Source organism: Cyclobacterium sp. 10D3-21 (assembly GCF_055809755.1).
In genome coordinates this window covers 4,743,726-4,766,367 of sequence record NZ_CM147924.1, presented here as the reverse complement: position 1 = coordinate 4,766,367, position 22,642 = coordinate 4,743,726, and the positions used below count along the sequence as shown (strand labels likewise).

The 22,642-nt window shown below is 38.6% G+C and carries 19 protein-coding genes and 1 pseudogene; 14 read left to right on the top strand and 6 right to left on the bottom strand.

What is annotated here, in order from left to right:
- Positions 1–369: 369 nt before the first annotated feature.
- On the top strand, positions 370–1,149 hold the full coding sequence (locus AC0L7T_RS18415) for a hypothetical protein (protein WP_473337370.1): 780 nt from the start codon (positions 370–372) through the stop codon (positions 1,147–1,149).
- Between the two features lie 33 nt (positions 1,150–1,182).
- Here the strand turns inward: AC0L7T_RS18415 and AC0L7T_RS18410 are convergent, their stop codons facing one another.
- The 5 genes from AC0L7T_RS18410 to AC0L7T_RS18390 all read right to left on the bottom strand — a co-directional run bounded on the left by AC0L7T_RS18410 (position 1,183) and on the right by AC0L7T_RS18390 (position 9,394).
- A complete protein-coding gene (locus tag AC0L7T_RS18410; protein ID WP_473337368.1) occupies positions 1,183–4,398 on the bottom strand; it encodes a CHAT domain-containing protein in 3,216 nt (1,071 codons plus the stop codon).
- On the bottom strand, positions 4,395–5,117 hold the full coding sequence (locus AC0L7T_RS18405; RefSeq protein ID WP_473337364.1) for a tetratricopeptide repeat protein: 723 nt from the start codon (positions 5,115–5,117) through the stop codon (positions 4,395–4,397). The genes AC0L7T_RS18410 and AC0L7T_RS18405 overlap by 4 nt, the downstream gene beginning before the upstream one ends.
- Positions 5,110–5,679, bottom strand: coding sequence for an RNA polymerase sigma factor (locus tag AC0L7T_RS18400; protein WP_473337362.1), 570 nt, complete (start codon positions 5,677–5,679; stop codon positions 5,110–5,112). Before AC0L7T_RS18400 ends, AC0L7T_RS18405 begins: the two co-directional genes overlap by 8 nt.
- 90 nt (positions 5,680–5,769) lie before the next feature.
- On the bottom strand, positions 5,770–7,962 hold the full coding sequence (locus tag AC0L7T_RS18395; protein ID WP_473337359.1) for a hypothetical protein: 2,193 nt from the start codon (positions 7,960–7,962) through the stop codon (positions 5,770–5,772).
- Positions 7,963–8,182: 220 nt separating this feature from the next.
- Positions 8,183–9,394 (bottom strand): hypothetical protein, encoded by a 1,212-nt coding sequence (locus tag AC0L7T_RS18390; protein ID WP_473337356.1) that lies wholly within the window; start codon positions 9,392–9,394, stop codon positions 8,183–8,185.
- Positions 9,395–10,200: 806 nt separating this feature from the next.
- On the opposite strand from AC0L7T_RS18390, the gene AC0L7T_RS18385 reads away from it, so the two are divergent.
- From AC0L7T_RS18385 to AC0L7T_RS18345, 9 genes are all read left to right on the top strand, one after another.
- Positions 10,201–10,485, top strand: coding sequence for a hypothetical protein (locus tag AC0L7T_RS18385; RefSeq protein WP_473337353.1), 285 nt, complete (start codon positions 10,201–10,203; stop codon positions 10,483–10,485).
- Between the two features lie 599 nt (positions 10,486–11,084).
- Positions 11,085–11,543 (top strand): hypothetical protein, encoded by a 459-nt coding sequence (locus AC0L7T_RS18380; RefSeq protein WP_473337351.1) that lies wholly within the window; start codon positions 11,085–11,087, stop codon positions 11,541–11,543.
- A 333-nt stretch (positions 11,544–11,876) separates the two neighbouring features.
- Complete coding sequence (locus AC0L7T_RS18375; protein ID WP_473337348.1) at positions 11,877–12,473, top strand: hypothetical protein; 597 nt, start codon at positions 11,877–11,879, stop codon at positions 12,471–12,473.
- A gap of 324 nt (positions 12,474–12,797) precedes the next feature.
- The gene (locus tag AC0L7T_RS18370; RefSeq protein ID WP_125223942.1) at positions 12,798–13,328 is read left to right on the top strand and encodes a GNAT family N-acetyltransferase; all 531 of its coding nucleotides are present in this window, start codon (positions 12,798–12,800) and stop codon (positions 13,326–13,328) included.
- 692 nt (positions 13,329–14,020) lie between these two features.
- The gene (locus AC0L7T_RS18365; RefSeq protein WP_473337341.1) at positions 14,021–14,407 is read left to right on the top strand and encodes a hypothetical protein; all 387 of its coding nucleotides are present in this window, start codon (positions 14,021–14,023) and stop codon (positions 14,405–14,407) included.
- 1 nt (position 14,408) lies between these two features.
- Entirely contained in the window at positions 14,409–14,789 is a 381-nt protein-coding gene (locus tag AC0L7T_RS18360; protein ID WP_473337338.1) for a hypothetical protein, read from the top strand.
- A gap of 336 nt (positions 14,790–15,125) precedes the next feature.
- The gene (locus tag AC0L7T_RS18355; protein ID WP_473337335.1) at positions 15,126–15,866 is read left to right on the top strand and encodes an IS110 family transposase; all 741 of its coding nucleotides are present in this window, start codon (positions 15,126–15,128) and stop codon (positions 15,864–15,866) included.
- Positions 15,845–16,489 (top strand): transposase, encoded by a 645-nt coding sequence (locus AC0L7T_RS18350; protein ID WP_473337333.1) that lies wholly within the window; start codon positions 15,845–15,847, stop codon positions 16,487–16,489. Before AC0L7T_RS18355 ends, AC0L7T_RS18350 begins: the two co-directional genes overlap by 22 nt.
- 114 nt (positions 16,490–16,603) lie before the next feature.
- On the top strand, positions 16,604–18,274 hold the full coding sequence (locus AC0L7T_RS18345) for a MutS-related protein (RefSeq protein ID WP_473337330.1): 1,671 nt from the start codon (positions 16,604–16,606) through the stop codon (positions 18,272–18,274).
- Positions 18,275–18,545: 271 nt separating this feature from the next.
- On the opposite strand, the pseudogene AC0L7T_RS18340 reads toward AC0L7T_RS18345, so the two are convergent.
- Positions 18,546–19,135 (bottom strand): annotated as a pseudogene (locus AC0L7T_RS18340) (IS91 family transposase); the annotation flags it as partial.
- Positions 19,136–19,617: 482 nt separating this feature from the next.
- Here AC0L7T_RS18340 and tnpA point away from each other — a divergent pair.
- The 4 genes from tnpA to AC0L7T_RS18320 all read left to right on the top strand — a co-directional run bounded on the left by tnpA (position 19,618) and on the right by AC0L7T_RS18320 (position 22,593).
- Complete coding sequence (gene tnpA / locus AC0L7T_RS18335; RefSeq protein WP_473337328.1) at positions 19,618–19,914, top strand: IS66 family insertion sequence element accessory protein TnpA; 297 nt, start codon at positions 19,618–19,620, stop codon at positions 19,912–19,914.
- A gap of 7 nt (positions 19,915–19,921) precedes the next feature.
- Positions 19,922–20,269, top strand: a complete 348-nt coding sequence (gene tnpB / locus AC0L7T_RS18330) for an IS66 family insertion sequence element accessory protein TnpB (RefSeq protein ID WP_473337326.1) — start codon at positions 19,922–19,924, stop codon at positions 20,267–20,269.
- A 75-nt stretch (positions 20,270–20,344) separates the two neighbouring features.
- A complete protein-coding gene (gene tnpC / locus AC0L7T_RS18325; RefSeq protein ID WP_473337324.1) occupies positions 20,345–21,916 on the top strand; it encodes an IS66 family transposase in 1,572 nt (523 codons plus the stop codon).
- A gap of 170 nt (positions 21,917–22,086) precedes the next feature.
- Complete coding sequence (locus AC0L7T_RS18320; protein WP_473337321.1) at positions 22,087–22,593, top strand: hypothetical protein; 507 nt, start codon at positions 22,087–22,089, stop codon at positions 22,591–22,593.
- The last annotated feature ends 49 nt before the right edge of the window (positions 22,594–22,642 follow it).

Sequence of the window (22,642 nt, the reverse complement as noted above, 5' to 3'; positions counted from 1 at the left end):
AGTGGTCTTCAAAGGGTTTCTCGAGCCATTTTTTAATTCGATTTTAAAGCACCTATTTAGTCGATTAATACCATTAGACATGACTGAAGCACCCCAATTTTGTAGTCGCTATTTTCCAAATACTAACCGTTTGCCTATCTCGAAGGGCCGCTAATCCAGCAGTTGAAAATCCTGCCTAAATAAGCTGTTGTTCATTTAGAAGAGCTTTTGTCAGTTACACCCGAAAGGGTAGGTTTCTGCTGATGCTCCAAATGCTCAACATACATAAGCCTAAACCCTTAGGAAAAATTACATGACTATCTGTAAAACTTTGATAAAATATTTTGATGACATTTTCCTTTTATTCCGATAGAAGGGAAAATAACCAATATGAAAAAGATAAAACACCTCAGCATTATGCTGATTTTGACAGGAGTACTAAGTTGTATTAATGACGATAGTGAGATTGACAATTTACAAAATGTTCAAGCCCAGTTTTGTGATAATTATGCAGGAGCGGGTGCTGCCTATTGGAATATGTCTAATGGTATATTTGTACCATTAAATAAAGTCCCTATAATTGAAAATCCAGGTGGTCGTGTTTCATTTAATGAACAGCCTCTTCTTAGTCTTGAATATTCAGTAGGGTATACAGGAACGGGTATAAGAGATACGCAAAACTTTCCAATAGGGATTGACATAAAACGGCTTGACAAGAAGGTGTTTTATCGTTGGATTCCTAATGTAAGTTTTGTTGGAGTTTCAGATTTTAATCAAATTATCGCCCAGGAAATCAATACCATGTTTGCAGAGGTGGGGTATAACCCTAGCAATGGATTTGATCCGATTTGTTCTAGAAACGAGAGTCAAAATTTTGAAGGCATGTTGGTCAATTTTAATGGTAGAGTAATACAATTTGGAGAATTTACAGGGATTGTATGGGTGCGTTCTATGGTTGTCCCAGGCTTGGGAACAGTAAGTTCTGCCATTCAAATTTCTGCGGCCCCTTCGGTAGAGTTTGATGCGCGTACTTTAGACACTTTCTTACCATTTAACTTTCAACTTTACGTTCGGCCTGATGGTGAGGGATTTATTGATAATGACCGGGACGGTAGCCCTGCACATCTGGATCCGGATGATAATGATCCAAATGTAAGACATCAAAACTAATTTGAGTTGGTCAGTTTTAGCAGAGCCTTCGGTTTAGGATAAACCGGAGGTTTTTCTTTTCCTAATTATCAAGAAAACAGCCAACACTAATAATAAGCCTATACCTAAGTACCAGTAGTAATTGACAGAAGGGGATAGCTTTATAGGCAGGGTGTCTCCCATTAAAATTAAACCAGCCCAGTATTGCGGATGAATCGTCCTTCCCTCTGCTTGATTTAAATAATCCAATTTTGCATTTCTTAAAGCCTCATCCTTGGGAAGGCCATTTTCAAGGTATCCATAAAAGCTGTCTAGGATTTCAGCACTTGATTGCTCATCAATTTGCCAAAGACTGGTCAAGATACTTTTACTTCCTGCATAGTTAAAAGCATGTGCCAGTGAAATCATGCCCTCACCGGGCTGATAGCTCGGTAGACCCGTTTCACAAGCCGTTAAAATAGCCAAATTTGAATTTAGATTTTGGTTGTATATCTCATAGGTATACAGGTAATTATCATTGATTAGGGTTGAGTCGGAAATGTTCTTTGCAAAGACCAATCTCGACAGTTCGGGGTTTACATTGTTCGATTCCGCATGGGTGCTGATATGTATAATCTTGTGCTCATTCGCAGTTTTAGTAAAAATGCTTTTGGATGCTTGTTGATTTAAAAACGACCTGCCTCCAAATCGTTCAGAAAACCTTTTAGCAATAGCGGCACTGAACGGTTGGGGCAATAAAGTCAGGTAGCTTTTATCAATATCGATGGAATCGTTAATGGCCATTTCGTATGCTCTCTTCATACCTTCATCAAAGGTAGGGGCGTAGGCTACAAAGTCATCTTTGAAATCCAATGTCTTTCGATTATCATCCAATAGTAGCAGACTATAATTGTATGAGATATTATGTTTGCCCAAAAGGCTTTTGGTTGCAAGTTCTTTATAGGAATTGATTTTCTCCGAAGTAAGAAGTTCAAAATTTAAATTGAACAATTCTTGATCGGGAAATATGATAATATTTTCGGTTTCAATTTTATTTTGAATAGGTTCCCAAAGAGATTTATACAAAAGTGAGAAGCACTCAAAAGTTTCAGAACTGTTTATTCGGTAATCTGATAGGGTTGTAATACAATCCAAGCATAGATCGGATGGTAGTGGCACCATCTCCATACGGTCTTTGGTTAGGATGAAAGCAAGGAGCCTATTTTCGATGAACAGATACCGTACTGCAGTGGACGACTCATCAATATTTTGCTGTAGATCGCCCAAAGGGGTCAATACAGTGCTATATTTTAATTCATAATATTGTGGATATTCTGTTTTTATTTTAGCAAGGTAATCCTCCCACTCCAATAAGCTAGCCTTCCAATCTTCCACATCAAATTGAGTTTCTTCAGTAGAATCAAAAAAGGAATTGATTTTCTTGCGCAATAATTCCTCTTCCTCCCTGATACTTTCCGGAGTAAGTTTATTTTCTGTTAGATTGAGTCGTGTTCGGATTCGATGGTATATGGAAGATTCGTGAAGGTCAATGATTTTCTCCAAATACTTCTTATCACCTGTTATGTCAAACATTTTACGATAGACCTTTTTACCAAAATCGAATAACTCTCGACTGTTTTCTAATAGTACATTGATATCGGCTTCGTTGGTGATCAGCGATTTTTTTCTTTCAATTCTTTGAATGGCATTCTGTATAATGTCAGTAATTTCACCCAAACTTTCCACCGTTTTAACGGTGTCCATTTCATATTGGGCTTTGGTAAGGTAAAGCAATAGCCTTAGTTGGTTTGGGCTAAAAAATTCCTCAGAAATTATACTGTTAAACGACTGTTTCTTGTAGGAGTCCAAAATTTGATTGCTCAGCCCAATGGCACCTTCATAATCTTTTTGATCAAAAAATATCTTGACTTTGGCTATTTGTACCTCATTTGCCAAATAACTATCTTCACCATAGACCGAAATAACCTCAGCAAGGGTAGTATTGATAGTACGAATACCTTCTGAAAATTTATTGAGATTTGAATAGGATTTGGCCAGGTTGATATTGACATAAACCTCATTTTGTGAAAATCCTTGCCCATTACTGTTTCTATATGCCTGAAGGGTGCTAAGGTAGTAGTCCATCGCTTCTTGGTAATTACCTTTTTGAAAAGCTAAGTCACCCAATACTCCGTAAAGGTTGGCTTTATAAGAATAATTTTCCCCATTGATTGAGTTTAAAGAGATTTTTGCTTCTTCCAGATAAGTTTCTGCTTTATCTAAGTCATTGTTGTATAGTAACGATTCGCCTACCATCAGGGTGGCACCGAAATACTGTATGGTGTTTTTTAAGAAGTGTTTTTTTGCATGATTATACCCTAGCATGGCAATTCTTTTTGCCTTTTCCTTCTCACCCAAATCGGAATACAGGCTTCCTAAATTTCTATAGGAGATAATAAGGTTTCCATGCACTTTTTCCGTTAAGGGATGGTTATTGGTTTTGTTCAAAAAAGCATTGTAATGGTTTATTGATTTTAGTGTGAAACGCATGGCATCATCAAAATTGCCAGAGGATTGTTTAACCAAGAACCAATTGCCGTAGATGGTGCCCGGTAGATAATCGGTTTGTTCTGGGTCGTTAACGGTTTCGTCCAAAGCATTGATTGCCTTCGTAAAATAATAATTGGCACTGTCAGGTTTGGTATTAAAATGCATTAGCGCCCCCTTGTAATTGTATATTCGTGGTGCCAAAGGGAAATTTTCGGAATCATTTTTCTGTATTAAATCAAGAGCGTTGTCCGTGTGTACGATCAATAATCCAAAATCGCCCATTTTAAGACCTAACTCGCTCAAATGAAATTCAGATTCTACCATTCTATGGATATCGCCCAATTCTTTGGCTAAACTGTTTGCTTCTCTCAAATATTTTTGCGCTTTTGATGGAGTTCCTTGATCTATGTACAGAATTCCCATTCTTAAATTGGCCTCGTAAGCTATTGGGTCTTTTAATTTTCTGGAGGCTATCCGGGCATATAAGTCCAAGGCTTTTTCAAAATCAGTTTCCGGATTTTGTAAGAATTCTATCTTTCCCAAAGGATAGATCAGATGTCCCAACAATGAATTTTTGGGATTGTCCATTTCCGCTTTAAGGAGCTCTTGTGCATTTACGAACTCATTTACAGCGATAAGACTATCTATTTTTATTAAGACAGCCTCTTGTTGTGCGTTTGCATTCCAAAATAGGGCTACACAAAGTACGGCAAGCAATGCATGGAGCTTCATATGCTTCATTCTTGAATTTTTTTCAGAAGCTCAACACTCTTTTCGTCTTCAACCATTTTTAGGTGTTTAATGGCTTCTTCGGTATTGTTGTTCTTTAATAGCCCAAGAGCCAAATAATAATGAGCTTCTTTGCTAAAAACGGAAGCACTTGAGTTCAAGGTAGTCTTAAAAAAATCAATGGCCTTATCTGTATTCCCTTTGGCCAAGTAGGCACTTCCCAAGAAATAGTTCAATGTGTCACTATCTTGATTTGTAAGCAATTGCTTTTCCCATTTAGTGATGGCCATATTGTAATTACCTTGCTTATAATTAACCATTGCCTCATAAAAGGCATAATTGTCATTACTGCCCATAACAGTGGGAAGACCTGGATCAACTGTGAAATAACTTTGGAAAAGTTTCTCGTTAGGGCTTTGTTTGTTAAAGAACCAAATACCCAATGATAACAATAGGGCAATGCTGGCAGCTATTGGGTACCAATAAAATTTATGCTTTGCGCCGGATTTCTCTTTATGGCTATCATGGAATATGTCCATCAAATTTTTGAGACCTTCTTCCTCAATGGCAAGGAACAGTTCTTTAAACGAATCAAACTGTTCTTTCAGGACTGGATTACGGTTCAGTTTGTTATTGAATTCTTCTTTTTCTTTAGAATCCATTTGTTCTAAAAGTATTCTTTCGAATTCTTCTTGCTGTTCTTGAGATATGTAATTTGAGTACTTATCCATTGTTTTTGGTTTCCATGGCCAATGCCCTTAGTTTTTCCATACATCGGTATTTTTTGTTCCGAACCGAAGCCGATGTAAGTTGTAGGTCCTTTGCGATTTCCTCCATCGCCTTTCGCTCAAAATAAAACTGGGTCAAAAGCTTTTTGCAAGAGGCACCAATTTGTTTCAGGGCCTCATGCAGTGCATTCAATTTACTTTCCTCTTCTTTTTCATCCAACTGCTCTTCGTTGTTGGACCGCATGGCAATGAGCCCTTCATCAGAGACCGTTTTTTTAAAGTGGGCAGAACGTAAATAATCGGTCCATTTATTTTTGGCTATGGTAAAAAGATAGGCTTCTAGATCACTATTTTCTTTGAGTTTATCTTTTTTAACGTTCCGCCAGCAAGAAATAAAAGAGTCTTGAAATACATCCTTGGCTTGAGCTTCATTACCATGGTTTTTAAAAACATAGGTTCTGAATTTTGGAAACATATTTTGATAAACCTCCTGCATCACCTTCTGCTCATTATTTTTAAAAGCGGTAACTAGCTGATTGTTGTTCTGATGTAAAGTGTTCCCCATGCTTTTTTTGAAAGTATGGGGAATTTACAATATTTTTTTTTCTTTAAGAAATTATAGAAATAAAGCCTATTCTATGTCAAGGATGCTCACCTATTGATTAAATATTGGTGTAATTTCTATTTTTACAGGTTCTACCTTTATATTTTGAACCAGTTCCTTAGAACGAGCTTCAGCTGTAGCCTTATTGCAACTTTCAAAAATAATAATGCTTCCTACCCCTGAATTAAATCGCAACATTCCATCCCCTAAATCTTCCAATTGTCTTGCATCTAGCACCCTTTCTTGGTTCACCACGCCATTACTGGAGGTAATGATTCCTTTATATCCGGAAGCGCCTTCTACCGCAGCAAAATCAGCAGAATAAGGAATGGGACTAAAAGCCTGATAACTTATGTTATTGGGACAGCCTATATCTGAGATCTCCCTTAAGTTTGATTGCCTTGTGAATGACACAGTAAATGATTCACAATTTTTCCTGTTGATCATGGTCATGCTATCCCGTCCGGCTTCTGAAAGTTCACCTGTATTTTTATTGCGTATGTACAGGATAACCGTTATGGTTTCTTTATTTTCACCACTCTCTAATTCAGATTCCAGTGCAGTGCTGATGTACGACACATAATTCTTTTTTGTAATAATTGATTGGCCAAAATTGCTGGAATTATCACCAATATCCTGAACCCTTCCTCTGTACTCATTTGAAGTACTCCAATGAAATTCAAATTCTTCAACTTCGAGCTCAATGTCGGTAATTGCAGTTACTCGAAGCTCAGTGGATTGTCCTAAACAGAGTTCAACATTATCCTGCTGCAATTTAACTACCGCATCTATTGATTTAACGTTCCAGCTTTCAAAATTAAAGGCCTTAGTGCGTAGTCCCCCGAAATTGGAATAATAATTTGTTGCTTTTATATTCCTATTAACCACCTCAATTATTATTTTAGTTCGTTGATAACCAGTCTCAATTAACTCATGATCTTGAATAAAAGTATTGGGAAATGCACCGTTACCTGACACTATAGTGTAAACGTCTTTTAAAATGGTACGCAAATCATTGCTTAATCTTATATCTTCATACAATGCAGGAAGAAAAATGCTTGTTGCTTCCTTAAACCTATTGTCCACAACTTCTTTAATTACTTCAGGATATTGCTCTAGTACAGGGATAACAGCATTGTAGAGTTCATTTTCTTTATCACTGCCAAATGGTGGCAGTAATGCTTTATTACCACTAATGTCAAGCAGCGTAGGTAAAAAATAGTCGATAACGTAGGTTTTTTTATTGAGTTCGGCATACAGGTTACCTTCTTCCACGGTCATGTTTCTCTCATCAGCATTGGCCTGACCAGCACCAATAACAACCACTTCGTATTCAGCCACAAATTCGGAGGCAGGGTTTACTGGCAATAAAATCGGGTCCGTTTTTATTGTGTTTTCAATGGATGCTTGTTGTGCATTTATTTGCTGCACTGAATTGCCCAATTCTAACATTTCTATTTTGTTGGTCTTGCCAGCTTCCAATTTAAAATTCTCAAAAGCAGTGGAGGTATAATTTGGAATATCGATAAGGTTGCCGTTTCTATCCGTATAACTCTTTTTGTAAATAATAACATTAGACCTTCTGGGCAAAGAATTTTCTAACATAATACGAGTGGAATCAACACTGGACAGTGTGACACCACTTTTGGTGCTTTCATCGTTAAAAAAAATCCTTTTGTTTATTTGGGTTGAACTGTTTGGAAGTAATTGCGCTATAAAGGTTTGTAAAATTTGTTCATAACTGCCTTGACTATAGAAGAGTGGGTTACTCCTGAACAAGGTTTGCATTTCTTCTACAAAATTGGAAAAATCTGTACTTTGCCCAATACTATTTAAAAAGGCACTTTTTGCACTATCTGGCAATAAATAATAACCTAGGGCATAATAAAGTATGACTTCGGCGGTGGTTTCAATCGACAGTTCTTTTCTTTCGTCAGAAATGAACCCGGCGAGCAAAACATTATTGTCCGCATCCAGTAGGTACCCAATCTCTATAGTTTGGCTGTTAAAAGGTACTTTTCCAATTCCATTCGCGTTTATATCAGCATTAGCGCCTAGTGAAACCAAGGTGCTCTTTGATAGGTCCACATTAGATCCATCGGGAAACAATATTTGTACGTTTGTCCTGTTAAACGCTCCATTATCATCTTGCATAAATTCATCTGCATCATCCGTTGAAGTACAGGCTATCAGGGTGCCAAAAAAAATAAAAGCCAATAGGATGCTTTTGCTTAAAATTTTCATGTGTATTTAGGTCAAATGTGGTTACTATTTCTCAATTAAACTTTTGATTTTATGCCTTTACCCAAAACCTGATCTATGGAATCTTTTCAAATACCAGTCGCTGCTTCTTCCTAATGGCTCCTTCGAGTAGCCTGTCCTTTTGGATCAATTCAACGATATTCTAAGCATTTCTATTAATCTTAGATCTGTAATTAAAGGGAAAGCGTTCTAAAGCGTTTTGTTAAAAGGCCTTTTCAACTTTAACCCATTCCCTATTTCCAAGGTTAATGCCACCGTTGGGATTGTAGAATAGCTCATCGTTTTTAATGTAGTTGCCCTCACTATCCATCCAATATTGAGTTGAACCTGCATTTACCTGGTAATTTTTTCCATCAAGTGGATTGTATACAGTTTCTTCTTCATTTATCATATTGATAAAGTTTTGTTGAGATATATCACTGCCAGAACCAAATGTACGGTTCATGAACGATGCGTGGTTGGCATCCTGTGCCGCCCAAATCCCTCTCATTTTTTGTTGATGGGCATCAAATGCCGCTTGTCTGTTTTGCATATTTATCTGATGTTGTTGAGCGGCTTTTTGCGCGCGTACCTGATTTAACTGCGCAACATACTGTTTCCATTGCGGGTTTTCTTTAGCGTTGATTAACACATCCTCAAAAGCTGAAATGGTTTCCATGAAATGCTCCTCATCAACAAACACATAGTCGGTGGTATACATCCATAGGGTCATGTTATCTATAAAACTCAATGACTGCTGCATGTAAATTTTACCTACTGTGACCAAAGCTTTTTGGCCTTTATTATTTTCCCAAACTGTTGATAACATGTCCAATTGAACTTGCCCTCCACTTTCAGCTCGTATTTTTTCTTGAAGGTAGTTTTCTAGTTTTGGCAGTCTGGTATTTTCTATAAATTGAAATCCACTGTACTGCATTCGTGGTAATATTTCTTCATTAATAATATTGTGATTACTTATCATTGGCCGGTGCAAGTTTGCGGTACCAGAATTTTGCATGAATTGATACGTTTGCAGATTTTGATAGGAAATATGCACCTTTAGAGGCGTATTAAAGTATTTTAGATTATTGGGGCCTTGAATCTGAGTCAAAAAAACAGGGATTTTTTGATCTAAAGTGTAAGTAGGTTTAGATATTACCTCCCAATCGGATGGGTAGTTTGAGCTACTTACCACAATACCAGTTCGGGCATCCCGAAATTGATGGGTCTTTAGTTTATTATTTTTAAACTTTTGGGTATGTCCCAATTTTTCAGCTTCAGAAAGTTCATTTTTAAAACTGGATTCCGTAGCAAACCCTTCTTCATACTCATCATCATAGTAATCATCGTCTGAATTGGTTTGGGCTGAATTTTTACTCCAGCATGCAGTTAGCAATATTAAAATAGCAATAAGGTGGATGGCGTAGGCTTTCATTTGATAATTTTTTAAGGTTATTTTACCTGATATCGTTTTAAACCTAAAATGTCATCACTTTTGGTAATACTATTATGTAAATGATAGCGCAGGGATCAACTCATCGTATTGGGAATTCGGCTTGGTATGGGAATGGTTTTACCTCTTTTGTGTTTTAGTACTTGGGTATTTTGAAGTGAATTCAGCAGGTAATAGATTGTCTATTGCTAAAGAAAGTTGAAAACTTTCAGCATTGTAGGTCCAAGTTACGCTTCGCTAAACTTGGACCAGTGGTACCAGTCGTACCGGAGGCTGAGCCTGGCGAAGCTTTAGGAATCCCCTCCCGGAGGCTGAGCTTGTCGAAGCCGTAGGAATCGAAGAACATTAGAAACCACCCGACTATTTCTATCCGGATTGAATTCAGGATTTATTTAAGAAAGTTGAAAACTTTCAGCATTGTAGGTCCAAGTTACGCTTCGCTAAACTTGGAACAGTGGTACCAGTCGTACCGGAGGCTGAGCCTGTCGAAGCCGGAGGGATCGAAGAACGTTAGAAACCACCCGACTATTTCTATCCGGATTGAATTCAGGATTTATTTAAGAAAGTTGGAAACTTTCAGCATTGTGGGTCCAAGTTACGCTTCGCTAAACTTGGAACAGTGGTACCAGTGGTACCGGAGGCTGAGCCTGTCGAAGCCAGGGGGGATCGAAGAACGTCTGAAGCCTATTGACTATTTCTATCCGGATTGAATTCAGGATTTATTTAAGAACGTTGGAAACTTTCAGTATTATGGGTCCAAGTTACACTACGTTAAACTTGGACCAGTTATGCCGGAGGCTGAGCCTGTCGAAGCCGTAGGAATCGAAGAGGGGTACTTCGGAAGTGGGGTAGGGTACTTCAAAACCTACCCATTGGAGTTTAAAACCTCAATTACCCACCTTAAAACAGGGGTGGGGTACCTAAAACTGACAAGCTTGAATATTTTTTATGGAATTTTCCGGTTCAGAACTGATATTTTTCACCTCAAACCTGATAAATTCAACCAAAAACTGACAAGAAATAGGGTAAAAATCGGAAAATCGGACAAAATTTCAGGAAAAGTCTTTGGATAGGGTCAAATTTTCCAGGTTCAGAAGTGGGGAGGGGTACTTCGGAACCTACCCATTGCAGTTATTTACTTCAAAATTCCAGTTCAGAAGTGGGTAATTGAACCTTTTAACCAAAAATTTCCGCCTTTTTGGCAGTATTTTTTAAGTTTTAACCAAAGCATTTGCCCAAAAACTGACAAGAGAGAAGGTTAAGAGTAAAGCATTTTGGTAAAATGATGGGTTATATAGGGTTTTTGAATTATGCTCGGATCAAGAAAAAGGATTTCCTGTGCTCTCTTATGCAGGGTTGAAATCACTATAAAATCAGCAGATTGGAGATTACAAGAGGCAATTGACTATTTGGGGGTAAATCTTGGATATAGGAGAACATATAGGTTTCCGGCATTTTCCGTTTGTTAAATGTTTGTAAACGGTTACCAAACGGTTAGAGCAAAATGTATATTAAACCTATCATTTTTCTAAAAACCCCTATTTAAAGGCCATAAAGGGTTTTTTATTCAGAAGTATTTAGTTAGTTTAGGGGGTTATAATAGATATATACGCAACTCCCCAGCAAAACATAGCGTTATACAATTGTTGTAAGTAATTTAAAAACACACTAAATGAATAGAAAAATTAAACTTTTGACTTTTTTAATCGTGATTGTTTTGTCGATAAATGTCGTGAAAGCACAAGTAACGACTGAAGAAATAACAACTGAATTTTTTAAGACATATGAAAAGTCGCCTCAAAAAGCAGTTGATTATGTATTCGGAACAAACAAATGGGTGATAGACCGGAATAAAGACGGAATTGAAAATGTAAAATCACAATTGACTAATTTTCTTGGACTAGTTGGAGATTATTACGGATACGAAAAAATCACGGAAAAAAGTGTTGGAAAGAGTTTTAAACTTGTTAGTTATATGATAAAATATGACAGACAACCAATGCGCTTTACATTTGTTTTCTATAAACCAAAAGATAAATGGCAAGTTCAAAATTTTCAATTTGACGATAATTTAGATGATGAATTAGAGGAATCTGGAAAAGTGTATCGACTTAAAGAAAACTGGGAATAAAAACTACTTACAACAACGTATAACGATTATTGCTCTTGCGGGAATTATTTGATATTCTCTGCAAATATTTAACTATATTGGTTATTGAAAAATGACGTAATGCTTGCCCTTCTGAGTCACACACAGCTCTGATGAATTTGGACTAAGAAGATAAATTTGAACTTGTCGCTGCTGCCCTCAGCGCGCTGCGCCAAACGCAACAATCGTTATACTAACCCGTTATGCCCAATGTTGTAAAATGCAAGTAGTCTATATGATTTTAATTTCGTTCTTATGTTTGGCATGGTCATTGAAAATTCGGCAATAAGAATCAATTAACTTAAATCCATTATTATGAAAAAATATGAATTTTTAATTCTTAGTATTCTATTAGCTTTTTTTTCATGCAATGAAGATGACTTTACTCCTCTTGCTCCTTCCATTTCCTCCGAATATTATTTCTCCGGTACCGTAAATAATGACTTGGTAGTTATAAATGCTGATGAAGATAATTATCAAATTCATACAGGCAGCAGTTCCAATTCGGATGAACCTCCTATTGGAAAACATGACCTTGGATTCACTACATATCCATTTGAGATTGGAGATAAATATATTTTAATTATTACACCAGAAACAGAAGTAACTAATAAAGAAAAAGTTCTTAATTTATTCCCTATTGGTAAATTATCTGACACTGACAAAGAAGGGTTTAAGTTAGAGTATGGAAAAATTGTAGATAAGGAAGAAATAGAAACCGACATTTTTCATCCAATTCGAGAAAAACTGATTGGGGAATTTTCTGAACTCGAGGTTGTTTCAGTGGTTGAAAAATCTGAGGATACTTACAAGATTAAAATAAAATTTAGCTGTTATCTATACAATGACAAAGAAATTCTTCAAGGAGAAATTAATTCTGCGGAGATTATTTTGAGACTGGTAATTAATTAGTAAAGTTTATCTAGATGCCTTAAAATTTCGTAGTTCAACAAATTCAGAGATTCTAATAAATGAAAATATAAATATCAAAAATAAAACCCTGATAGATAACAGGTAAATAGGTAAAGTTTGTCCAACTCCGTTTTTCTTTAGATTGACCCGCAGGAGCGGGAGAAGAAGGGTTTGTTTTTACAAGGCAAAGAAAAAGGCATTACAACAGTAGGTATCTATCAATTTGAATAAGTGTAACTAGTCCTTATATTGTTTTCTTCAAACAGTAGATACCCTATTGTTGTGGTGCATATAACAGGAACGCATAAGAAACTGAAAAAGTAAATGAAATTAACGATAAGAAAAGAAAATACAGAAGACTTTAAAACAGTCTTTAACCTTATAGAAAAGGCATTTGAAAATGAACAAATGAGCGACCAAAAGGAACAGTTTTTAGTGGAACGATTGAGAAAGTCAAATGCTTTTGTTCCCGAACTTTCAATAGTAGCCGAAACCGAAAACAAAATTGTTGGACATATTCTGTTGACAAAACTTAAGATTAAAAACAAATCGAACGAATTTGACTCATTGGCTTTAGCACCTGTCTCTGTCTTACCTGAATTTCAAGGAAAAGGAATTGGCGGGAAATTGATAGTCGAAGCCCATAAAAAAGCTAAAGAATTAGGACATAAATCAATCGTTTTACTTGGACACGAAAATTACTATCCAAGATTCGGTTATGAACAAGCTGATAAGTATGGAATAGAATTGCCGTTTGAAGTTCCGAAAGAGAATTGTATGGTAATTGAGTTGGTTGAAGACGGACTAAAAGGAGTAAATGGAATGGTTGAATACCCTAAAGAGTTTAATGAATAAAAAAATACGACACCACAACAACAGCTATAAGCAATTGGGGTTTAAGTGCTTAGTCGAAAATCAAAACATTAAATAAAGGTCTGTGCTAAACTGAAAAGTAAGAGCGAAAAATCCCCAACTGCTCATAGCCAGACCGTTGTATTGAATTTGACAAACTTTTAGGTTAATCTACAGGGTTTTCAGCAAGGGAGGGATTGTAATTGTTTTGAAGGCGGTAAGCCGGCTTTCAAGTCTTTGCGGTGAGACCGTGCAAGTGGTGATCACTTGTAGACGTGTCGAGAACGTCTCAAAGACTTGATTGAAGTTAGTCCTTATCCTTCAGAAAGTCAAGGAATAAGGGGTAAAAATCAAAAACAATTACAATGGAGTAGTTGGCTTGTTTGCTAACTTTCCAGCAACGGTTCTTATCCAAGCATAAAAATCCATAACTGGAAATAAAACCCTGATAGATAACAGGTAAATAGGTAAAGTTTGTCCAACTCCGTTTTTCTTTAGAGATGCCCGCAGGAGCGGGAGGAGAAGGGTTTGTTTTACAAGGCAAAGAAAAACTCAACACAACAGTAGGTATCTATCAATTTGAATAAGCGTAACTAGTCCTTATATTGTCTTCTTCAAACATTAGATACCCTATTGTTGTGCCTCATGCAGAAAAACATGAAGAAGAAAAAAGGAATACACCAAAAAGAAAGACAATGAGTAGGCCGAGTAGACTGGCATCAGGGAAAAAATGGTTAGAAAGCTATACCGGAAAGTATGTCGTAAAAGCATATAGCAAAAGATATGCAGTTGACAAGCTTTGCGCTGTCAAAGAACTGCGAATGCTAGGAATCCCAATTACGGAGGAATATGAGAATCAGATAAAGAGATCGATGGAAAATCTGGCGAAAGCCCTGAAACGCAGAAAAGAACTGAAAGAAAAAGAATTATCTTCTGAAAAAGAACCTTCCATTGATGAGACATTTGCCTTTATTGCTGGCTATACTTCCTGTGGATTTCCATATGGAATAACGCATGAGGAAATGGAATCCTTGTACTCAGACTTTAAGGAGCTAGACCTTAACGAATCAGCAATGGAATGATATGCCAAGTGGACAATCACATACAACCTGGTTTCCAGAATTAATTACAAGGTTAAAACAGTCATGGAAGAATGACTTGAATATTCCCGAACAATTTGGACTGGTGAAAGACCTAAATGAAAAGCTGTCCCAAATAAGAATGGAACACAATGTCAAACCACCTATGATTTGGTGTCCGAATTGCGAGGCAAGGCATGAAGGAAGATTGACCGGGGTGACCATTACAGCAATGTACCATTCACTGAAAAGATTTGACATTTGCTCGGACCAGGAATTTAAGGACTTAATGAAAACATGGAAGGTGTATTCCCAGGAAAATGGCGTTGACATCAACGGCAATCAAAAAGAAAATAAAAGCACGAAAGCACAACACTGTATATGAAAACATTTTCGCCCTTCGGGACTCAAACGTTTCATATACTTAACGTTGCCAGTAATCCTCCATATATGAAACACATTTACTTTCAAAGCTAACGGGGTGTTGCATCATCCCGACATTTTCTTAAATTAGTAAGGCTCTTTGTAAGGCCGATTTTTAAACTGTTGCTTCTGATTATTCGGAAAGCACGGGCGCAATCCTGGTTGGGATGCTTGCGATTACTTTAGTGGCGGTTCCGGTTTTTACCGGAAACCCTCCCGATTGGCTGCGCTCGGGACAGGCTGTTCAGAATATTTTCTTGCCAAAAGCACATCCCCTTAGAGCCTAAGTTGTCTCATTATGGAACAGGAATTTGTATCAATGCAAGTCATTAATCCGCAGGCTGCGGGTATCGATGTAGGCAGTCGCTCCCATTGGGTGGCTGTGGGGCAATCCGAAAAGGATGTGCGTGAATATGGAGTCTTTAATCAGGATCTGTTCGCTTTGGCAGATTGGTTAAAAGAAAAAGATGTCAAAACAGTGGCCATGGAGAGTACCGGTACTTACTGGCAAAACTTGTATGCGGTTTTGATTTCCAAAGGGCTTCATGTGGTGCTTTGTAATGGAAAGTTTACCAAAAACATCAAAGGTAAGAAAACAGATATAAAGGACTGTCAGTGGATTCAGAAACTGCATACGCTAGGGCTTTTGACCAGTAGTTTTCTGCCTGATGGTAAGACAGAAGAACTCCGGACCTACTGCAGGCAAAGGGCTAATCTACTTCAATTAGCCGCCTCTACATCCAAGAAGATGCAAAAGAACCTTAGGTTGCTCAACCTGAGATTGGACGTAGTAGTCAAGGATATCTGTGGGCTGACCGGCCTGTTGATTATTAGGGCCATTTGCGATGGTGAAACCAATCCAGGAAAACTAGCCTCCCTCAGGCACGGAAACTGCCGGAAAAGTGAAGAAGAGATAGCCAAAGCCTTGCAGACCAATGGCAGGAAGATTACCTTTTCGCACTCCAGCAGGAACTGGATACCTACGACCACCTCCAAAATAAAATCAATGAGTGCGATATGGAAATTGATAAGATGCTAAATGAAATCATCAATTCCGATGACAATAAGCGACAGCATTTTATCGATGCGAAGCCCCACAAAAGAGTCAACAAAAATACCCCAAAGGACATTGATCTTAATTTGAAGTCCTATCAAATGTTTGAAGGTACTGACCTGCTTGCAATTGAAGGGATGAGTTATTCTACTGTTCTGGCACTAATGAGTGAGGTTGGCCTTGAAGGAATTAGGAAATTCAAAACAGCCAAGCATTTTACATCATGGCTGAGGCTTGCACCTAACAATAAAGTAAGTGGGGGAAAAGTACTTTCCAGTAAAGTTCCAAAAGGAAGCAACAGACTGAAAATCGCATTACGGAATGCTGCCAATGCCATTGGGAACCTGAAGGATTCTACACCACTACGAGACTTCTTCCATAGAATAAGCTTTAGAAAAGGAAGGGTTTCGGCTATAAGTGCCACTGCCCGTAAGCTGGCGGTTATCATCTGGAATATGGTGGTGAAGGGAGTTCCCTATATTAATCCGGAAGGCTATCTCTTCCTAGATCAGAAAAGAAAATTGGGTTTAGTTAAACGGATAAAGAAACAAATCGATAAATTCGGTCTGACTAATGAGGACCTTGGGCTCGAAATTGAGCCAATTTGAAGGTTTTTTTGTAACGTTAGTCAGAATGTAAAAACACCTCGTTAAAATTCACCAAATGATTAATAAACTGAATATTTTTGTAACATTAAATAGAAATCCTACACTAATTGTTTAATGATTAAAGACATAATATTTCAAATTAAATACACTTTTTCTCAAATAAAATTCAATAGAAAAAAAGAGTTAAATCAAAGGTTAAAAGAATCATTTGGAAAACTGAAAGATGATTCCTTTGACTTTGACAGTATTGAAAAATACTTTAGGAACAAAGATAATTCAAAAGCATACCAAGTATTATCAGACAAAACTTGTAACGACTTGGATTTTGATGACTTGTTTATGTTTCTTGACCGAACTAACTCAAAAGTTGGTCAACAATACTTTTATAATAATCTTCGGACAATAAAAGTAAATGAAAAGCAAACCAAGCTAAACGAAGAAATAATAACCGAGTTATCGGAAAATCCTGAATTAAGAATTTCGATTCAAAAAAAGATTGAAAAATTAAAACATAAAGATGCCTACTACATAAGTACGTTATTTCAAGAAGAGCATATAAAACCACCAAAATGGTTTTTTGTTATAAAATTATTATCGTTTACGAGTTTAATATTATTGATTTTAGGGTTTTTCAATCCTATATTTTTCATAGTTCTATTAGGGGTTTTCTGCGTGAATTTTGTGCTTCATTATTGGAACAAAAATAATTTAATTCAATATGTAAGTTCAATTCCGCAACTTTTAAGACTTAATAATGTCGCTTCTCATTTATTTACCAATCCATTATTTAAAAAAATAAATCCTGACTTGCCAAAGTCAATTAAATTAATAAATGAAGTTAAAAGTAGGATGTCATTTTTTCAACTCGAAGCCAAACTTCAAGGAGAATTTGAAATCATAGCTTGGCTTATATTTGAGATTTTTAAAACAATGTTTTTGCTTGAGCCTTTATTATTATTTGGAGTTTTAAGAAGGTTAAATGATAAAAGAGAAGAAATAGAAAATGTTTTTAAGTTTGTTGGACATATTGATATGTTAATTTCGATAGCGTCTTTAAGAAACGGTCTTGAAACATTCTGTTTGCCAATTATTAATGATGGAGATGAAATCATTGTTGAAGACATCAGTCATCCTTTAATTTTTAATTGTACAACTAACAGTATAAAAATTTCTGAAAAATCAATACTTCTTACAGGTTCAAATATGTCTGGAAAAACTTCTTTTATTCGTGCTATTGGACTGAATGTAATAACTGGATTAACAATTAATACTTGTTTTGCTAAATCAATGAATTTTCCTTTGTTAAAAGTGTTTTCGGCAATCCGAATTAGTGATGATTTAATGAACGATAAAAGTTATTATTTTGAAGAAGTATTAACCATTAAGGAAATGCTTAAAGAGAGCGCAAGTGAACATAAAAATCTGTTTCTTTTAGATGAAATGTTTAAAGGCACGAATACAGTAGAGCGTATTTCTGCTGGAAAATCTGTTTTATCTGCTTTAACAAAGAATATTAATAAAATATTGGTTTCAACTCATGACATAGAATTGACAGATATGCTTTCGGATGAATATGAACTGTATCATTTTAGTGAAACAGTAAATGACAAAAGTGTAGGATTTGATTACAAACTAAAGACAGGAAAATTAAAAAACAGAAACGCAATTAGAATACTTGAAATTAACGAATACCCAAAAGAGGTTGTGAAAGAAGCAATCGAAATAGCAAAAGAATTAGATAAAACACATTCTGCAAAAAACACTCCAACAATTAAGCTACAATGATGCGAAGTAAGGCTTCGGTTCATTGTAGTCCCGATCGATCGGGATTGGACTCAGCCTCCGGTAGCTTTCTTCTATGGGGATTGGATTGGTTTTGTTGGGTAATTCAGGGAATTACGTGGCAGTAAAATTATTAAAAAGTAGACGAATTGATTGCCTAGTAGCGTTTTTAAATCCTTGATTCATTGATTTTTGAGGTCTAAAAAAACCTAAGACATAGGTGTTCCAGGGCTTCCAGTAAAGCCTTTTTGATAGCGTGTGATTATTGGCAAGGTTATGCATTTTTAAGTTGGCGTAAGGGAGGTCCTCGCTCTGGGGCGATTAGCTTGGTTGTAATAAGCGTTTCATTTCCACAGCAGTGGCACCTTTCAGGATTGTAATTGAGTTTTTCCTTCGCAATCTGTACCCAAGAGTATTTAACTTTTTGCCATTTGGGTTGGTTGAGGTCTTTTTTTGCCAGATTTAGCTCTTTGTTCTTGTTTCTGGATGCCAAGAAACCATAATGGCGTATTCTAACAAAGCCAGAAGGAAGAATCCCGATTCTCGGGACAAGTTATGCGAAGAAAACCTTCTCAGGAATTCACTTCCCCCTAATTTAATCTGCTTGTTTTTCCCTTCTTGTCGGTAATCTTTATAAATGAATGTGACATTTTCCTGATCAACCTTTTTAAGTCTGTGATTAGATATGGCTATTTTGTGGGTATACCTTCCGAGATATTCCACCACTGTTTTTGGAGAAGCAAAAGGTCGCTTGGCGTATACTACCCATTTGGTTTGGAAAACTTTTTTAGCAATATGCTGTGCAACAGACATTTTCTTTCTGAGCTCCGCCATAAAAGTTGCCCGGAAAACAGTGTTTTCAGCATAAGCTTTGATGGTAATTTGCTCTTCACACTTTTGGATATGGAGGGCAAATCCAAGCACTTCACGTTTGGCCTTATCTATTAAACCCGGATTATGTAATAGGATTTCCTGGCCCTGACGATAGTCAGGGGTGATGCCTGTCCCGTGTTTACGGGAAGTGTTGCAATCGCAAGAAAATCAGGCTGTTTGGAGATTTTAGCATAGCACCGCTATGGTGAAATTGAAAACAGCAACGAAGTGGCTGATTTTGAAGCGATTTCAGCACGTAATAGATTGTCTATTGCATATTTCGGGTTAAAGTTTTAGCTGAGTTGGGCCGGCTATTGAGCCATCCGTAATTTTTATGTATTTTGCTCATCATTATAAGCGTTTGTTGATGAGCAATATACCAATGGTAAACCTTTAGCTACCGGAGGTTGAGTTGTAAGCGAACGCCCACCCCCATCTGTTTTTTTTGGTAGCAGTTCCAGACCTTTGCCCTCATGAAACAAGAAACAACTATTTCCCCCAGGGATTATTATCATTCCCTATATGAAGACTGGAAGGCCAGCGGTATATCCGTCGGTCTGTTCTGCAAGCAAGCCTCAGTCAAGTACGCCACGTTCCGATACTGGTCCAAAAAGTTTGGGCAGGAAGGAAATGCGGATACGGGTTTTACTGAGTTGCGCGTCAACGGCCCCGGACCGGATCCTGTTGTGGTCTTGAACTTCCCCAACGGTGCCAGCCTTTCCTTTCACCGCCTGCCGGACGCCGCATGGCTCAGGACACTGATGTCGTAAACAGGGTATGCTGTTCCTTTCCTCGTCGGCGCGCTATTTTCTATACCAGCAGCCCGTTGACATGCGCTGCGGAATTTACTCCCTTGCCGGCCTTGTACAAAACAACCTGGGCCTTGATCCCCTTTCGGGTGACGTGTTCATCTTCATCGGCAAGCGCGGCAACCAGCTGCGTCTGCTCCAGTGGGACAGGGACGGGTACGCCATGTTCATCAAGCGCCTGGAGGCGGGTACTTTCGAGCGTCCCAAAAACGGGAAACTGTTAATATCCTCCCGGGAGCTGAGCCTGGTTCTTCAGGGCGTGAAGCTGGCTTCCGTACAGCTCAGAAGACGGTATGAAAGGAGTGTTTCCGCTTGAAAAAAAAGCGAAAAAGATTGTAAAAAAATGCCCTTAATATGCCAAAAAGTCATTTTTTGTATTTATTTTTATACTATGAACACAGCCGTAACGGACTACAAAACGCTCTACCTTGAAAGCCAAAAACAGCTGGCCGAAAGCACGCGCATGCTCCTGGAAACGGAACTCAAACTCAAGCTCGCACTCATGGAAGCGGCCGAACTCCGGTACAGGAAGTTCGCCTCGGGTCAATCAGACAACCGGGTAACCGGGCAGCTGGGCATCTTCCCGCTGGGCGCCGGGGATGCCGACCTGCGGGCCTCCGAGGAGCTTACCGCCACCGAGGCAGAGCAGAACAACCGCGAGCAGGACATACAGGGCCGCAAGCGCGTGAAGGCAGCCGCACGCCGTCCCCGCATGGTGTTTCCCGAAAGTCTGGAGCGGGAGATCGAGATCATAGACCCCAACCAAGACCTTGAAGGCTACAAAGTTATCGGGGAGGAGACCAAGGAGGTGTTGGTGATGGTGCCCGCCAGTTTTAAGGTCCGCAGGATCATCCGCAGGAAATGGGCTCTCACCGACCCCTCCCAAACCGACAAAAAGGGCGTGCTGATCGCCCCCATCCCTTCCAGGACCGTCAACAGGGGACTCTTTGACGAATCCGTGCTGGCCCATCTGCTCACCTCCAAGTTCGTCGACCACCTTCCCCTCTACAGGCAGCGGCAGATGTTCCTGCGGATAGGGCTCGAAATCCCCGCCTCCACGCTCATCGACAACACCAACGCGGCCTGCAGGGCACTCACCCCCCTCTACAAGGCACTCAAACGGGAAACGCTCGCTAACCTTTACCTGCAGGCGGACGAAACCCGGATGCAGGTGCTTGAAAACGGATCGAAAAAGGGTTCCACCCACCGGGGGTACATCTGGGCATACCATGCACCCGCGGATGGGCTGGTAATCTTTGACTACCGGACCAGCAGGAACAAATCCGGCCCGGCGGAAATGCTGGCCAACTATACCGGAGTGGTCCAAACAGACGGCTATGAGGTGTACCAGAGCCTGTTTGGCAACAACAAGGCCATAAAACATTACTATTGTATGGCCCATATCCGCCGCAAATTCGACGAAGCCGCCGGTTACGACAGGGAAAGGGCCACCTGGGCGGTGACGCATATCGCCAAACTGTACGCGGTGGAAAAACAGATCAGGGAAGCCGAACCGCCCCTGTCAGAAAACCTCGTCGTCGAGAAGCGGGTGGCCGAATCCCAGCCCGTACTGCGGGAGCTCCACGACTGGATGCTCGCCGAGTACCCCAAGGTGCTCCCTTCCTCCCCAATAGGAAAGGCAATCGCATACGCACTCCCACTCATGGACAGCATGAAACTGTACACCGCCCACGGACAGCTGCAGATCGATAACAACCTGATAGAAAACGCCATCAGGCCGATCGCCCTGGGCCGGAAAAACTACCTGTTCGCTGGCACCCACGCCACCGCCCAGAACGCCGCCATGATCTACTCCCTGTTCGCCACCTGCAAAAAGCATGGAGTCAATCCACGTGACTGGCTGCTCGACGTGCTGAGGAAACTAAACGACATGAACTATGAAGGCAGATTCTCCGACCTGTTGCCCCACAGGTGGAAAATTAACCAAACGACCCCAACCTAACTATTGATAGGGGGATGGGCGTTTGCTTACGTTGAGTTCAACAATGGCTAAAAAATCATAGCTGCCCTGCGGGACAGCAATGCTTTTTAGCCGGAACGTTACCAACCATTATGATGACACGAACTGCTAAACATATACGATTTGGATAGCTGATAGCGATATTGAGTTTTATGATCGGTATGATTATGGTCATGACTTTCTATTTTACACTCTCGATTGAATTTGCTGTTGTTAGCTATTTCATAATTGTTGGTTTAGGAATTCTTAGTATAATTGGACTAATACTGATTTTATTCTTTTCTCCTGACAGAAATTTTGTGAAAGCGAAACGAATTTCGATTGCACTAATTTTGGCAAGTATTCCAATTGCGATTTTCTACTTTTTCATTATTGTGGTTCTTACAGATACACTAAGAATAACTTTTGTTAATGAAACTGGTCAGACAATTGAAAATATTGAAATAATTGAAGCTAAACCTAAAACAATTGACAAACTTGACCAACATGAAAAGAAAATTGTTTGGATTGGAATAAACGGAGATAGCACACTTGAAATAGAATATTATATTGGCAATACCAAAAAGAGAGAAGTTGTGTACGGATATATAACTTCATCTATGGGTCAGAAAGAGACTTATAAAATTGGTTCGAATAAACCTATTGATGAATCATTTTAAAATGAGAATGACTAATAGATATTGAAATGAAAACTATTCTGCTAATAAT

Coding starts and splice junctions, on each gene's coding strand:
- AC0L7T_RS18415 (WP_473337370.1), top strand. CDS start 370: ATGAAAAAGATAAAACACCTCAGCATTATGCTGATTTTGACAGGAGTA.
- AC0L7T_RS18410 (WP_473337368.1), bottom strand. CDS start 4,398: ATGAAGCATATGAAGCTCCATGCATTGCTTGCCGTACTTTGTGTAGCC.
- AC0L7T_RS18405 (WP_473337364.1), bottom strand. CDS start 5,117: ATGGATAAGTACTCAAATTACATATCTCAAGAACAGCAAGAAGAATTC.
- AC0L7T_RS18400 (WP_473337362.1), bottom strand. CDS start 5,679: ATGGGGAACACTTTACATCAGAACAACAATCAGCTAGTTACCGCTTTT.
- AC0L7T_RS18395 (WP_473337359.1), bottom strand. CDS start 7,962: ATGAAAATTTTAAGCAAAAGCATCCTATTGGCTTTTATTTTTTTTGGC.
- AC0L7T_RS18390 (WP_473337356.1), bottom strand. CDS start 9,394: ATGAAAGCCTACGCCATCCACCTTATTGCTATTTTAATATTGCTAACT.
- AC0L7T_RS18385 (WP_473337353.1), top strand. CDS start 10,201: ATGCCGGAGGCTGAGCCTGTCGAAGCCGTAGGAATCGAAGAGGGGTAC.
- AC0L7T_RS18380 (WP_473337351.1), top strand. CDS start 11,085: ATGAATAGAAAAATTAAACTTTTGACTTTTTTAATCGTGATTGTTTTG.
- AC0L7T_RS18375 (WP_473337348.1), top strand. CDS start 11,877: ATGAAAAAATATGAATTTTTAATTCTTAGTATTCTATTAGCTTTTTTT.
- AC0L7T_RS18370 (WP_125223942.1), top strand. CDS start 12,798: ATGAAATTAACGATAAGAAAAGAAAATACAGAAGACTTTAAAACAGTC.
- AC0L7T_RS18365 (WP_473337341.1), top strand. CDS start 14,021: ATGAGTAGGCCGAGTAGACTGGCATCAGGGAAAAAATGGTTAGAAAGC.
- AC0L7T_RS18360 (WP_473337338.1), top strand. CDS start 14,409: ATGCCAAGTGGACAATCACATACAACCTGGTTTCCAGAATTAATTACA.
- AC0L7T_RS18355 (WP_473337335.1), top strand. CDS start 15,126: ATGGAACAGGAATTTGTATCAATGCAAGTCATTAATCCGCAGGCTGCG.
- AC0L7T_RS18350 (WP_473337333.1), top strand. CDS start 15,845: ATGGAAATTGATAAGATGCTAAATGAAATCATCAATTCCGATGACAAT.
- AC0L7T_RS18345 (WP_473337330.1), top strand. CDS start 16,604: ATGATTAAAGACATAATATTTCAAATTAAATACACTTTTTCTCAAATA.
- tnpA (WP_473337328.1), top strand. CDS start 19,618: ATGAAACAAGAAACAACTATTTCCCCCAGGGATTATTATCATTCCCTA.
- tnpB (WP_473337326.1), top strand. CDS start 19,922: ATGCTGTTCCTTTCCTCGTCGGCGCGCTATTTTCTATACCAGCAGCCC.
- tnpC (WP_473337324.1), top strand. CDS start 20,345: ATGAACACAGCCGTAACGGACTACAAAACGCTCTACCTTGAAAGCCAA.
- AC0L7T_RS18320 (WP_473337321.1), top strand. CDS start 22,087: ATGATCGGTATGATTATGGTCATGACTTTCTATTTTACACTCTCGATT.